Consider the following 13,683-nt stretch of genomic DNA (forward strand, 5'->3'; position numbering starts at 1 on the left):
GATCATGAGTGGAAAAAGACAGGATTATATTTCCTGGGATGAATATTTTATGGGAGTTGCCATTCTCTCGGGAAGACGGTCAAAAGATCCGAATACCCAGGTGGGATGCTGTATCGTAAGTGCAGATAACAAAATTCTGTCAATGGGATACAACGGTCTGCCACGAGGCTGTTCGGATGATGAATTTCCGTGGGAACGGGAAGGTGAGGATCCGCTGAAGACAAAGTATGTATACACCGTACACAGTGAACTGAATGCAATCTTGAATTACAGTGGAGGAAGTCTTGAAGGAGCCAAACTTTATGTATCGCTTTTTCCGTGCAATGAATGCGCAAAAGCGATCATTCAGAGTGGAATCAAAGAAGTAATCTATGATTCAGACAAGTATGCAGATACAACTTCTGTAAAAGCATCTAAAATGATGTTTGACTGTGCCGGGGTGCGATACCATCAGTATCACCGGACCGGGCGAAAAGTGGAAATTGAATTATAAAAGATATGGGGAAGTGCCATTGGACTGCGAAGTGCAGACAGTGGCACTCTTTTTTATTCCATAGGAACTTCTTTTCAAAGGTAAAAAACATATCTGTGTGAAAAAGTTCATAAGATAGAGCAGGAGGTGGCGGAGCATGAAAAGAAGAGGATCATGGCAGATAAACTTTATTGTCAGGGCTTTGACAGGAATGGGCAGTATTTTTCTGGTCAATCAATGGATGGACTATAGAAACATTCCTGTTTCTGTCGGACTAAATGTCCTGTCATTTTTTGTGTCCGGATGTCTTGGAATTCCGGGAGTTGCCATGCTTTATGGGATTATGTTTTATCAGTTTATGTAGGTGTTGCGCAAAACGTTTTTTTCTGGTTTAAAGCTATGGACAAAGGGAAAAGTGGCGCATATAATACGTCTTACAAGAGAGGCAAAGCAATAAGTTAGAAAATCAAAAAATCAGTTTCAGCAGTATTTATATTCTGATAAATACTGTGTCAAAAAAGGAATGCAAACGTGTTCCGTCATATGCCATTCGGCATTTGATTCAAAGTTTGAAAGAAAAAGGGCGGACATGCCGGAAAGGAGCAGAGCAAAGAATCGACAGAGAAATTTTAATTTGTGATCCAGAAGAAGAGTATGTCAGAAGACTTGCGGAGGCGCTGCTTTTGAAAAAAGAGGTGACAGCAGGAGTGCGAATCTGTTCGTCGCCGGAAATGGTACAGGAGTTACTGAAGATTGGTCTGATAAAGGTATTGTTGATCAGTGAGGATGTTCCATATGAAAAAAGAAAGCAGATTTTTGCCGGGAAGAGAATTATTCTGACGAGACAGCATTGTGTGGATCTGGGAGAGGAGGAAACGGAGCTTCGGAAATATCAGCCGGTTGACGGACTGATGACCGGGATTTTAAAAGGCCTTCAGGAGGAGAAGTTTCCGGGATCGTGTGCGGATAACGGAAATGGAAGAATCCTTGGAGTATATTCACCGATTCACAGAATTGGAAAGACAACGTTTTCACTGAAACTTGGGAAAGCACTGGCACAGTCAGAGGACGTGCTGTATCTGAATCTGGAAACCTATGCAGGCATGGGAGGATATTTCCGGGATCAGGATGCTCCTGATCTGGCAAATGTTCTTTACTATGCAAAACAGGAAAGAGATGATATCGGGATACGGATTGCATCCATGGTAAAAAGAATGGGTGATCTGGACTATATCCCGCCAATGAAAGTATGGACAGATCTTCGTGCTGTGCATACAGAGGAATGGAAAACTCTATTTGAAAGACTGATCAGCCAAAGTGTATACAGCGTGATCATTCTGGATATCGGAAATGGGATGGAGGATGTGTTTCAGCTGTTAAGGCTGTGTGACCAGATTCTCATGCCGTGTGCGGAGGATGTATATGCGATGGCAAAAATTGCGCAGTACCAGCATATGTTGAAGGTACTGCGGTATCAGGAGCTGGAGTCGCGTACCATGTATATCAATATGGGGAAAAATATACGTCAGACAGTAAAAGAAACAGTTGAGTTATTAAAAGAAAGTACAGAAAAGAGGTTCTTCTATGCGGAGGGCAGAACAACTTCATGAAGAAATTCTGGCGCAGATGGATCTGTCGAAGGAAGCAAGCGATGAAGAGCTGCTGGAACTGATCCACAGGATACTGGAAGAAAAATCGAAAGAAGAGTTCATTCCGCTTGGAGAAAAGGCAATTCTCGGGAGAGAGCTTTTTAACGCGTTCAGGAAGCTGGATATCTTGCAGGAGCTGATCGAGGATGAAGAGATTACGGAAATTATGATCAATGGAACGCAGCCGATTTTCATCGAGCGTAACGGAAGGATTTATGAAACCGATAAAAAGTTCCTTTCAAAGGGAAAGCTTGAAGATGTGGTTCAGCAGATGGTAGCAGGCTGTAACAGGGTTGTCAATGAGGCAACACCGATCGTAGATGCGAGACTGGAGGATGGATCCAGAGTAAATGTGGTACTGCCGCCGGTTGCGCTCAATGGACCGATCGTCACGATCAGAAAGTTTCCAAAAAGCAGGATTACGATGGAGACGATGATCGACACAGGTTCTATCGGAAAAGAAGCGGCAGCAATGCTGATCCAGGCCGTGAAGGCAAAGTATAACATTTTTATCAGCGGAGGGACAGGATCAGGAAAGACAACCTTTCTGAATGTATTGTCGGATTTTATTCCGAAAGAAGAACGTATTATTACCATTGAGGACAGCGCGGAACTGCAGATCACAGGGATTCCAAATCTGGTGCGGCTTGAAGCACGGAATGCAAATGTAGAAGGAACAGGCGAAATCAATATCCGTGATCTGATCAGGACAGCGCTCCGGATGCGACCGGAGAGGATTATTGTCGGTGAAGTCAGAGGAGAAGAAGCACTGGATATGTTACAGGCATTTATATGTACTATATAACAATTATATATATAACGTATATAAGGATGGAAAATATAGATTAGAGGGAAGGCATAGGAACGATATGAACATTAAGTATAGGTTATTGTGTAAAAGGTTAATAGAGGAAAGGAAGAGAGTAGGTGTCATTCAATATTATAATGTACTGTTCATAATGGAGTTATTGTCAGATAAAGACATATGGTTTTTAGAACAGTGGGTGAACGGTATAAATAACATATATATGAAGGATATACATAACTGGTGTAGAATGCATTTTGTTAAATATCACACTGTATTTGTTTACAGGAAAGAGTATCCGGTAAAAGCAAATATTTGGAATGGATATTCATATATAAGGTGGCGGATGGAGCGGATGATGAATTTGGAATAAGATAAAATAGTGCTTGCATGAAAGGGAGTCTTAGAGTAGGGTATTCTTTTGAAAGTATGGATAGAACGAAGGCTGAAGGCTCTGCGCTATTCGTTTGGCAGAGCCTGAGTATTGTCCTGATCCGTAGAAAATAAATCTAACTGACCTTCTGGAGTGGAACTTTGACCGGATTCATCTTCAGTTGATTGTTCTCTTTTTTTGGGTGTTTTATGAGTGTATAATTTCTCAAAAGGAAGTGAATACTTGGATTTTTTATTGTATTCTAGTAAAAGAGCTTCTGCAAACCCTAATGAACCGGCACGACGTTCTCTGGCAGTACGACTGATTTCTCTGACAGAGACACGTCCTACTTTTTCTTTAAATGTGTCATCTTTCATTGTTTCTCCATAAGCATTATCCAGACGGGCAATAGCATTAAGCATATTGGAGCTAAAGGACATAGGCGCGCCTTCCCATGTGGCAACGCAAAGGCGTAAAACACGATCAAGAGTGTGAAAACCATATTTTTCATAGATATTAATTAAAGTGGATACAGCACATATACCTCCGGGGCGAGAGGAAGAAGTAATAGAGAGATCATATGATTCAACAAGGTCACGAATAATAAGTTCTCTATCATTACCAGCTTCAATATTAGCCATGAATATTTCATAAGGTAGTAACGATTTGACATATTTCATCTGATTTGCAAAAATATCTGCTTCTTGAGTGTAAACAAGATCATCATAAACCATGCACCAGACAGGAGTTTCTCTTGATCCAGAGACGAGAGCGACAATTTCTATAGTGTGTTGTCCGTTGAACACATAATTTATCCCATCACGTCTACTTACTTTTACAGGGTTTATCTGATAAAGGTCAAAATTAGCTGCAGCACGCTGAACGTGTTTGATAGAAAGATTACGTTGGTAATCTTGATTTGAACATAAATTTTTAATAGGTATTTGCTCAAAATGCACTTGGGGAACAAACTTTTGTAAATCTTCGGTATTTCCATCCATAATTATATTTCCTCCAATTTTTTCAAAATATTATTTGTGGTTGATATTAGGCACATAAGCTGATATTTAAGCTTATATTTTGCTGTATCAGATGCAATTTTAAAATCTGAAACTTTTAATACTCTTTCGATAGAACTGTTCCATGAGGGAATCGTCAACGTAAGACTTGCAATTTCCGCATCTGGATCAAATTGTGGCAGATTGCGTATAGATGGAATAGAAACGGAAGATTCTTTCTTTAATATCGGTTTGGCGTAATTATTCCACAGTAATTCCCTTTTCATATCATGATAACTGAGATGTTCTATCTTTTCGGCAAGAAGGTAGTTATTTAGACTTAAAAGCTGCTCTTTTGATAATCCTGAAAGTTCAATAATATTAGCTTGGGAAATCCAAAGCTGACCAGAACGAACTCGTTTGACAAGATCCGGAACTTTTTCATCAATTATATCTAGTGCACTACTGTAAGCAGAATATTTGTAAACGGTAGCCATTGCTACATTACATTCTTCGGATATTTTTTTTGCTGCGATGCTTGCACCGGAAATATGAGATTTATTCGTAGATGAAAGTTGTCTTGAAACTAAAATTTTTTCAGCATCATATTTTTTCCCAATCAGGTATTTTTTATTGATATTGGTTAAATCCTCTCGTTTAAGTTGGTCAGTACATATCCATGAAATTACATCTTCTTTACTGGAAAAATGGAGTCTTTTTATTCGGAAAGGAATACTGTGTTTACGAAATAATTCATATGCTTCTATACCATTAATGACAATACCATTCCATGTGCAGATGGGGGTGTGATAGGAATGACATAATATCTGTTGCTCAAGTTGTTTATAATCTTTTTCACTGAGATATTGATACAAATTGGTGAATTCTAGTTTTGTTTTTAATGTATATATACTATAATTGCGCATACTCATCTCCCATTATTTCTGATTTGAATTCTGTTTGTGGCAGTTTTGTGATGATGTTATCCATGGAAAATAGAGCTATTTTCTTATCTGGGTAAATATTGCCTTCTAAACGAAAAATGTTAAATTTCTCCCAAGAAAGGTTAAGCTGGGAAAGTGAATATAGTAATTCTCGGCTGTACAATTCATAACTGTTACCATTGATGACAAAATAATCCTTAACTTTATGTGCCAATTTATCCTCTGCACAACTAGCCTTTATACCTATCATTTTTTGATCAGGATTAACAAGAAGTTGAATATATTCTGGGTTACCAATTTGACGGAGTGTATTGCGGTGGATTCGTATACGATTCTTTTTAAAGTCAATACATATTAGTGGATGGGAAGAGTGTTTGTTGTTCATAGGATTTTTCCTCACTTTCTGCTGTTGATGGTTCTTTTGCTTTTTCTATGGATTTATCAGTTGCCTTCTTCTTTTCTTGTATGTCAAATACTGCGTAGCCTTCAAATATATTGACTTGCATTGATTTCTGATGTTCTTCCACTGGAATACCGAATTGATTCTTCCATTCTTCAGGATAAGAAGGTGTCCTAGCAGTGGTTACAGTTCCATTGTCTTTTAGTGTACGAGGAAATATTTCAGGTGAAGTTAAATCGAAAATGAACAGTATTTCATTGCCAGAACGAATTAATTTGCCGAGAATCTTGTACCGATAATTAGGATTCCAATCCATGAGAGATATCACTTTAGCAAAGAAAATTCGACAGGTGATTTGTTTTGGCGAACGCTTTTTTCCAGAGGAACACCAACGAAAAGAGTCTTTTTCTTCTTCTCGACAGGGACGGACAGCCAGTTTTTTTTCAATGGGATTGACTAATATTTGCACATATTCGACATCGGGTAGCTTTTTTATGCAGGCGGTATTTACAGATACCTTGTAGTTATTAAACGTAAACGAAGGTTCGTAAATATGAGCGAAGAATTCGCCACGTACAACTTGATAACCGTCATAGCTGAAAGAATCATCGTCAATGACTTCCATTTGATTTGAGGGGCTGGGTGCGACTGTTATTGGCATAGGTGTGTTGATTTTCATCATATCAGAAGGTTCTGTAGTCATATTCCATTGATTTATAGGTTGCTCGCTCATTGGGTGTCTCCTTTAATTTCTGTAATAATATTCTTTATATTTTGTATAATGGTTTCTTTGGGAGTGGTTTGTAGCTCGGGTTCTTTATAAGGTTTACTTTCTGAAGCAGTTTGCCAGTTTTTGTCCACTGTAAATTCTGTTAATTCTGGCGCTTGAGACTGAGTATAGTAATTATTACCGAAGCTATTCATCCAGTCGGCAGGATAAGCTAACACACTCTTAGAATCAGATATTGTATCAGGCGTGTTGTTATTGGGGGCGGATACTTCGTTGGTACTTGTCGGGATTCGTATTTCTGTATCGTCCATGTTGAAAATAAGGACATTTTCATTGTCTTTTTGGTGGGCAACTCCTAATATTCTATATTTGCATTTTTTGTCCCACTTAAATATCTCGTATAATGTTGGCAAAAATGCAGCACCGGAAATTGGTTTTGGAATAAGTTGACCATCTTTGAGACGTGACCACTGCACTTTATTTTTTGTTTCAGAGGAACATGGTCGAATAGCAAGTAGTTTTGAGCTCGGGTGTATTAGCATTTCGACAAATTTTATGTTTGGAAATTTCCGTATAGCATCTTTGTTAAAAGAGATCTGTTTATATGAAAAAGAAACAGAAATCCGACCAACCGAGGAGAAAAATTGTCCTCTAGCAACTTCATAGTCTCTTAAATCGAAGGAACCGGCGGAAGCAGTAATTGTATCAGGTGCATTCATATTTGCCGGTTTAAGGACGCTTTGAGATGCTTCAAAGTAGTCTCTGGATTTAAATCCAGACCATCTTGGATTAATGCTTATAAATCCACTTAGAGAGCCTTCTTGTATCACATGTAATTCTGGTAAAATCTCTTTATTTCCATATTTCGCATTTGTAATTAATTTTTGAACAGCTATGAAATCATCTCGGGAGATAATAGCTTCATGATGTCCGACTTTTCTGTATTGATTACGGTCTTGATTGTTTTTCCTTGATTTATGGTCAAGATAATTCGGAGTCCATGTTTTTCTCGCCAGAACATCCCCACAATGGCGTTCATTTTGAAGGATTTGTAGTATGGTACTGGATGACCAGACATCATTATTCTTTTTTGTTTTACAACCGAGTTCTGTCAAAGAATCAGCAATTTGTTGAGTACTACTTCCATTAAGATACATATAAAAAATAAGCTGCACAATTTTAGCTTCATGTGGATTGATTACAAGATCTCCATTTTCGTCTTGGTCATATCCGAGCAGAGGAGGTGTAAGGAATATTCCCCGACGAAAACGCATTTCAATGGAAGAATTCATAATTTCACTTTTGGTATGACTTTCTTCCTGCGCAAGTGTTGACATGAATGACAGAATCATTTCGCTTTTGGGATCAAGAGTATTTAAATGCTCTGTTTCAAAAAATACACCGACGGGTGGACGGAGTGAAGAAAGCTCTCGTACATATCGGATACAGTCAACAACGTTTCTTGCAAATCGGGATACACTTTTTGTTATGATTAAATCAATTTTTCCGCCTTCACAATCTTCAATCATTTTTTTGAATGCATCTCTATGTTGAAGCGAAGTGCCGGAAATGCCTTCGTCGGCATATATTTCTACAAGCATCCAATTCGGATTTTTATTTACTACATCCTGATAATGATTTTTCTGTAATTCATATGAGGATGTTTGGCGTGGATCATCCGTAGATACCCTTGCATATACAGCTACTCGTAGTTTTTTTTCTGTTTTAAAAATATCCTCTGGTGGAAGTGCCGGAATTACTTCCAGTTCTTCTGGATCAATACCTTTGTATCTTTGCCGGATTCTGGCTTTCTGTTCATCAATATTACTGCTTCGTTCTTCACTTTCTTTCATCAATAGCGACATCCTTTATAGTTGATATAACTATCATAGAATTTTTGGATTGAAAAAGACATAAACCATCGGTTAAGTGATTAACGGATGGTTTATGTAGAAATAGATATTTGATTGTTATTGAATGATTTAATAATCATTCGGGTTATCAGCATCGTAATTGTGTTTTGAGGATAGATGCCAATCATTGATTCGTAAAATGTTTTTTATGGCTGAAAGAACCTCGAATATGTAACGTTTTTCAGTGCTGGTACAATCTGCCATTAATAAATCAATGTCAGTTTGATATTCCGTAGGATTGTATAACAAGTTCCCATAGAGTAATTCATCAATAGTAATTTCAAGTGCGTTGCTAATTTTGATTAAAGATTCTAAACTGGGTTTACGCTTGGCATTTTCAATATAGCTTATATAAACAGTAGAAAGATCAGCAATTTCAGCCAGCTCCTCGGCAGATAATCCTCGTTGTTTGCGGGTTTCTCTTATACGTTTGCCTATAAGTGCATAATTTATTTCCATGTCCTCACCTCCTTTCCATCACAACTTGACTTTCTTGTGTTGTAGATAGAAAAAATGGTGAGCTATACAACAGCAATTAGTTGTATAAAGAGAAGTATATCATATGTATATAGCAAAAAGAAGATTGTCGATTGATGGGAGAAAAAGGCGATAAGTTGTAATTGAACAACAGCGAAAAAAGGGTTATCATTTATGTATTAAAAATTATGTCTGGGAGGAAAATACATGGCAGATAAAGAGGAAATCAAAACACTGGAGGAATTAGAGGAAAAAGGAAGAGTACTGCGGGAGTACAAAGAAAAATTCCGGCAGATGTGCCAAGAGAATAAAATGATAAAGGGTTCGACAGTGCTGAAACTATATGATAAAATTGAAGAAATACAAAGAGAATATGAGCATTTAGATAATAAGCTGACATTAATGGAATACAACTTTATATAGTTCTATTTTTTTTGTTTTAATACTACTGTTTCCCTTAGTAAATACTTGTAAGATACATCTCTAATAATTTTGCGGATTTCTAGTTACAATTAAGGTAACTACTATCGGAAAGAGGTGTATTTACTTGCGTACAGAGGATTATATTGCGGACAATATTATAGCTTTATGTAAAAAACGTGATATGAGTAAATATCGGCTGTCACAATTGACTGGTATATCTCAATCTTCGATTGGAAAAATTATTGCTAAAGAAAGTTTACCAACTATGCCTACTGTAGAAAAGATATGTGATGCACTGGGAGTAACAATGGCACAATTCTTTGCCGGAATGGATGTTCCAGTAAGCTTATCAGAATCACAACAAGAGGTTCTGAATATTTGGAATAATCTTGATGAAAAAGAACAGAATGTAGTGATACAAATGCTCCGGGGACTTCAAAAATAAAGGAAACAGTTGTAACGAAAATGTTGACTGTTTCTTTTTTTATGGAGTTGAGAGATTATGGTGATTGAAAAGAAATATTATGATATTGCACAGCATGAATTGGAAGAAATGCAAAGAGAAATTAATGAAGAAAAAGCGCAAATGTCAGAAGAAGAGATACTAGAGGATAAAAAATGGCATGATGAACAATTGGAAACAATTATTAAAAAGGCAGAAGCTCATATGCGTCGTTTTAAGAAAGTTCCAGATCCTCAAAAAGTAGTGAAATTCACTTTTTTACAAAAAGATGCATTGGAAATTGCACGAAATATGCAGATGAATATAAAAACTGAGCGTAAAGAAGATGATTTATGGGGGACGATAGAAATGTCATTTAATAATATGTGGTTTTTAGATTCGGCTCCTAGTGAATGGAAAGATATTTGGAATAACTTGCTGAAAGAAGCTCAGAGAGTGTATATAGAAGCAAAAGATAACATGATCATGTATCAATATTATTATGATTTGGCGGTAGAAGTTCCTTGTGTGCAGACACAATACAAATAATGATATATGAATGCTGTTCTGTAATAATTTTATGATATACTGTGGATATGATATGTAAAAATAGTCGGAGAAAGATTTGTGAATGCACGATTATTTAGGAGGAAAAAAGCATGACAGATGCAGAACAAAGAGAGGCTGCCCGTCAATTTGTAAACCGATGGATGGGAAAAGGGAAAGAAGATGAAGATGGACGTTCTTATTGGATTGATTTATTGACGAATGTTTTGGGAATGGATAATGTGACAGAACGTTTGAACTTTGAAAAGAAAGTTGTAATTGATGGAAATACAAAACGTATTGATGTGTATATTCCTGAAACACGAGTAATTATTGAACAGAAGAGTCTTGGAAAAGCATTGGATCAGAAAATCAGGAATTCAGGAGATGTTGATCTTACTCCATTTGAACAGGCAGACAGATATAATGGAAAGCTGACTTTTGATGAAAGAGCTCGGTGGATTGTTACGTCAAATTTTGCTGAAATTTGGATTTATGATATGAACCAGAAACAGCCAGAACCGACAAAGATTGCTTTAGATGAATTACAAAGCAAATATCCATTGTTGGACTTCTTGGTGAAAAAGGAAGTAAAGACAATATCGCATGAAATGGAAGTATCAATAAAAGCAGGAGGTATTGTTGGGCTTATTTATGATGCGTTTTTAAAACAATATCGTATACCAGATATTAAGGAAAAGGATGAAACACTTGAGCAGAGAGAAAAAAGAGAGCATAAACTAAAGAGCCTGAATGCTTTATGTGTGCGAATTGTTTTTTGCTTGTATGCAGAAGATGCTGGTATTTTTGGAAAGAGAAATATGTTCCATGATTATTTGGAAACATATGAAGTAAAGGATTGCCGGAGAGCTATAATAGAATTATTTAAGATATTGGATACACCTGTATCAGAGCGAGACGAGTATTTAGAGGAAGAACTTGCTCAGTTCCCGTATGTAAATGGTGGGTTATTTGCTGATGAAACTATTGAGATACCACCTTTTACAGAGAAAATTAAAGAATTACTTCTTACAAAAGCGTCAGAAGATTTTGACTGGAGTGATATTTCTCCAACTATATTTGGAGCGGTATTTGAATCTACATTAAATCCTGAGACCAGACGTTCGGGAGGAATGCATTATACATCTATTGAAAATATTCATAAAGTTATTAGTCCTCTTTTTTTGGAAGATTTGCAGAAGGAATTTGATAGTATTAGAGCAATTCAAGTGAAGCGTACCAGAGATAAAAAATTGGAAGAATTCCAAAATAAATTGGCATCACTTACATTTTTTGATCCTGCGTGTGGTTCCGGAAATTTCCTTACAGAAACATACCTGTCGCTTCGTCGTTTGGAGAATGAGGTGATAAAGGAAAAAGTTGGCGGACAAATGACATTGGTAGAGGTAAATAATCCAATTAGAGTTTCTATTCAGCAATTTTATGGAATAGAGATTAACGATTTTGCAGTTACAGTTGCGAAAACGGCTTTATGGATTGCAGAATCTCAAATGTTGGAAGAAACGAAAAATATTGTGTATGGATTTAATGACGATTTTCTTCCTTTAAAGACATATGTAAATATTACAGAAGGAAATGCATTAAGAATTGATTGGAATGATGTAATTCCTGCAGAAAAATTATCGTTTATAATGGGAAATCCGCCATTTGTAGGAGCACGTTGGATGGCGTCGGAGCAGAAGGAAGATGTTGAGAAGATATTTGAAGGATGGAAGAGTATAGGAAATCTTGATTATGTTAGTTGCTGGTATAAAAAAGCGGCTGACTATATGGGAAATTATAATATCAGAGCAGCATTGGTATCAACTAATTCAATTACACAGGGAGAAAGTGTTTCGATTCTCTGGAAACCGCTTTTTGAATCAGGTGTACACATTGATTTTGCATACAGAACATTTATATGGGATAGTGAAGCGTCAATAAAAGCGCATGTTCATTGTGTAATTGTTGGCTTTAGCAGAGCTGTAAATAATAAGCAGAAAATAATTTATTCAGGTGAGAACGCAATTCCGGCGAATAATATTAATGGATATTTGCTTGATGCAGAAAATATATTCATTGAAAAAAGAATGAAACCATTGTGTAATGTTCCTGAAATAGCATTAGGTGGGCAAGCAATTGATGGTGGATTTTTAATATTGACGGAAGAGGAAAAGGAAGAGTTTTTGGAAAAAGAACCACAGGCTTCTCCGTTTTTTAGACATTATATGATGGGAAAAGATTTTATTGATCGAAAGCCGAGATATTGTATTTGGCTTGTTGGAGCTGATCCTGGATTATTAAAAAAATGTCCGATGATATTAGAACGAGTGAATAAAGTACGTGAATTTAGACTTAGTAGTACAAGAGCGAACACAAAAAAAGCGGCTGAGAATCCAACTTTATTTGCATCAATACTTGAACATAAAAATCAATATATTGCGATTCCCAAAGTTTCTTCTCAGAATCGTAGATATATTCCAATGGATTATTTAGATGGTGAAATTATTCCGGGAGACAAATTATTCACTATGCCCAATGCATCATTTTATGAATTTGGTGTATTGATGTCGAATGTTCACATGGCATGGATGCGAGCAGTGTGTGGAAGATTAAAAAGTGATTATAGTTATTCAAACACAATAGTGTATAACAATTTTCCGTGGCCTGTAGTAACGGAGAAGAATCGGGAACAAATTGAAAAATCGGCACAGGAAATTTTGAAAGCAAGAACATTATATCCTAGTAGTAATCTTGCGGCTTTATATGATCCTTTAACAATGCCAGCCGAGTTACGACGAGCACATACTGCAAATGATAAAGCTGTTATGGCTGCGTATGGCTTTAGTACAAAAATGACGGAAGCAGATTGTGTGGGAGAGTTGATGAAATTATACCAGAAAATGCAATGATAAAAGTTTATAGAGCTGTTTTTTGCTCAAAGTAAAATATTTGAAAACATAGAATATTCCAAATCCATAAAAGATGAATGAAAACCAATATGGGAATTTTACATGTGTTACAAAATTTGTAAAATTTTCATATTGGTTTTTTTGTAATCTGTAAAAATTATAAATTTGGATATCGAGTAAGGTTTCGGATTTTTGATTTTTATGTATTTTTCAATTTTGGATATGGCTCCGAAATTGGCAATTTTGCGGAAGTGTATCCACACTTCCTGTCCTTGCTATTTTTTAATCACATGGTGATTTCACAGGGATATAGGGCTGTTTAGCCTATTTTTTCTCCCTGTGCTGTGACCGAAGAAATTCGAGGAACCAATTATATATTTATGCTGAATGTGAGGAACTGGGGAGCACAATCCTCAGCAAGATTCCAACATCCGAAAAATGCCGTATTGCTAAAATAGCGATATGGTATTACCGGGGTGGATCTTGCTCTAATGTGTACAGTAACCTCGGCATAAATAGAAAGAATGGGTTTGGGGAATCCCCAGCAAGATAAAAACTTGATGAAAGAACATTTGTCGGAAAGACAATATTGTTAAACA

Annotated in this window: 13 protein-coding genes and 1 pseudogene; 8 read left to right on the forward strand and 6 right to left on the reverse strand. The window is 36.7% G+C overall.

All coding sequences use genetic code 11. The annotated features are described in order from the left end of the window. Positions 1-4: 4 nt before the first annotated feature. The 4 genes and pseudogenes from PGQ33_RS12975 to PGQ33_RS12990 all read left to right on the forward strand — a co-directional run. Positions 5-493: a deoxycytidylate deaminase gene (locus tag PGQ33_RS12975; protein ID WP_008375533.1), complete on the forward strand. Its 489-nt coding sequence runs from the start codon at positions 5-7 to the stop codon at positions 491-493. A 136-nt stretch (positions 494-629) separates the two neighbouring features. Next, complete coding sequence (locus PGQ33_RS12980) at positions 630-836, forward strand: pro-sigmaK processing inhibitor BofA family protein (RefSeq protein ID WP_008375529.1); 207 nt, start codon at positions 630-632, stop codon at positions 834-836. A 319-nt stretch (positions 837-1,155) separates the two neighbouring features. Further along, positions 1,156-2,082 carry a hypothetical protein gene (locus PGQ33_RS12985; protein WP_270205859.1) on the forward strand — a complete coding sequence of 309 codons (927 nt, stop codon included), beginning with the start codon at positions 1,156-1,158 and terminating at the stop codon, positions 2,080-2,082. Further along, a pseudogene (locus tag PGQ33_RS12990) lies at positions 2,057-2,908 on the forward strand (CpaF family protein); the annotation flags it as partial. The gene PGQ33_RS12985 and the pseudogene PGQ33_RS12990, both read left to right, overlap by 26 nt. Positions 2,909-3,385: 477 nt before the next feature. Here the strand turns inward: PGQ33_RS12990 and PGQ33_RS12995 are convergent. From PGQ33_RS12995 to PGQ33_RS13020, 6 genes are all read right to left on the reverse strand, one after another. Then, positions 3,386-4,300 carry a DUF6551 family protein gene (locus tag PGQ33_RS12995; RefSeq protein ID WP_117592861.1) on the reverse strand — a complete coding sequence of 305 codons (915 nt, stop codon included), beginning with the start codon at positions 4,298-4,300 and terminating at the stop codon, positions 3,386-3,388. 2 nt (positions 4,301-4,302) lie between these two features. Further along, positions 4,303-5,223: a hypothetical protein gene (locus PGQ33_RS13000; protein WP_117592863.1), complete on the reverse strand. Its 921-nt coding sequence runs from the start codon at positions 5,221-5,223 to the stop codon at positions 4,303-4,305. Then, a complete protein-coding gene (locus tag PGQ33_RS13005) occupies positions 5,210-5,626 on the reverse strand; it encodes a hypothetical protein (RefSeq protein ID WP_044999283.1) in 417 nt (138 codons plus the stop codon). Before PGQ33_RS13005 ends, PGQ33_RS13000 begins: the two co-directional genes overlap by 14 nt. Then, complete coding sequence (locus PGQ33_RS13010; RefSeq protein ID WP_055145192.1) at positions 5,586-6,374, reverse strand: hypothetical protein; 789 nt, start codon at positions 6,372-6,374, stop codon at positions 5,586-5,588. The genes PGQ33_RS13005 and PGQ33_RS13010 overlap by 41 nt, the downstream gene beginning before the upstream one ends. Continuing rightward, positions 6,371-8,224, reverse strand: coding sequence for a recombinase family protein (locus PGQ33_RS13015; protein ID WP_118213163.1), 1,854 nt, complete (start codon positions 8,222-8,224; stop codon positions 6,371-6,373). Before PGQ33_RS13015 ends, PGQ33_RS13010 begins: the two co-directional genes overlap by 4 nt. Positions 8,225-8,353: 129 nt before the next feature. Next, positions 8,354-8,743, reverse strand: a complete 390-nt coding sequence (locus PGQ33_RS13020; RefSeq protein WP_008374249.1) for a helix-turn-helix domain-containing protein — start codon at positions 8,741-8,743, stop codon at positions 8,354-8,356. Between the two features lie 225 nt (positions 8,744-8,968). On the opposite strand from PGQ33_RS13020, the gene PGQ33_RS13025 reads away from it, so the two are divergent. From PGQ33_RS13025 to PGQ33_RS13040, 4 genes are all read left to right on the forward strand, one after another. After that, the gene (locus PGQ33_RS13025) at positions 8,969-9,184 is read left to right on the forward strand and encodes a hypothetical protein (RefSeq protein ID WP_013976761.1); all 216 of its coding nucleotides are present in this window, start codon (positions 8,969-8,971) and stop codon (positions 9,182-9,184) included. Between the two features lie 124 nt (positions 9,185-9,308). After that, a complete protein-coding gene (locus PGQ33_RS13030) occupies positions 9,309-9,629 on the forward strand; it encodes a helix-turn-helix domain-containing protein (protein WP_013976760.1) in 321 nt (106 codons plus the stop codon). A 57-nt stretch (positions 9,630-9,686) separates the two neighbouring features. Beyond that, positions 9,687-10,175 (forward strand): chemotaxis protein CheY, encoded by a 489-nt coding sequence (locus tag PGQ33_RS13035; RefSeq protein WP_117649579.1) that lies wholly within the window; start codon positions 9,687-9,689, stop codon positions 10,173-10,175. 110 nt (positions 10,176-10,285) lie between these two features. Further along, positions 10,286-13,084: a DNA methyltransferase gene (locus PGQ33_RS13040; protein WP_117592868.1), complete on the forward strand. Its 2,799-nt coding sequence runs from the start codon at positions 10,286-10,288 to the stop codon at positions 13,082-13,084. Positions 13,085-13,683: the final 599 nt, after the last annotated feature.

It is taken from the genome of Coprococcus sp. AM100_B19A (assembly GCF_027662015.1).
GTDB classification, from domain to species: domain Bacteria; phylum Bacillota; class Clostridia; order Lachnospirales; family Lachnospiraceae; genus Allocoprococcus; species Allocoprococcus comes.

Excerpts from the sequence above, each read along its gene's own strand:
- PGQ33_RS12975 (WP_008375533.1), top strand. The coding sequence starts at position 5 with ATGAGTGGAAAAAGACAGGATTATATTTCCTGGGATGAATATTTTATG.
- PGQ33_RS12980 (WP_008375529.1), top strand. The coding sequence starts at position 630 with ATGAAAAGAAGAGGATCATGGCAGATAAACTTTATTGTCAGGGCTTTG.
- PGQ33_RS12995 (WP_117592861.1), bottom strand. The coding sequence starts at position 4,300 with ATGGATGGAAATACCGAAGATTTACAAAAGTTTGTTCCCCAAGTGCAT.
- PGQ33_RS13000 (WP_117592863.1), bottom strand. The coding sequence starts at position 5,223 with ATGCGCAATTATAGTATATATACATTAAAAACAAAACTAGAATTCACC.
- PGQ33_RS13005 (WP_044999283.1), bottom strand. The coding sequence starts at position 5,626 with ATGAACAACAAACACTCTTCCCATCCACTAATATGTATTGACTTTAAA.
- PGQ33_RS13010 (WP_055145192.1), bottom strand. The coding sequence starts at position 6,374 with ATGAGCGAGCAACCTATAAATCAATGGAATATGACTACAGAACCTTCT.
- PGQ33_RS13015 (WP_118213163.1), bottom strand. The coding sequence starts at position 8,224 with ATGAAAGAAAGTGAAGAACGAAGCAGTAATATTGATGAACAGAAAGCC.
- PGQ33_RS13020 (WP_008374249.1), bottom strand. The coding sequence starts at position 8,743 with ATGGAAATAAATTATGCACTTATAGGCAAACGTATAAGAGAAACCCGC.
- PGQ33_RS13025 (WP_013976761.1), top strand. The coding sequence starts at position 8,969 with ATGGCAGATAAAGAGGAAATCAAAACACTGGAGGAATTAGAGGAAAAA.
- PGQ33_RS13035 (WP_117649579.1), top strand. The coding sequence starts at position 9,687 with ATGGTGATTGAAAAGAAATATTATGATATTGCACAGCATGAATTGGAA.
- PGQ33_RS13040 (WP_117592868.1), top strand. The coding sequence starts at position 10,286 with ATGACAGATGCAGAACAAAGAGAGGCTGCCCGTCAATTTGTAAACCGA.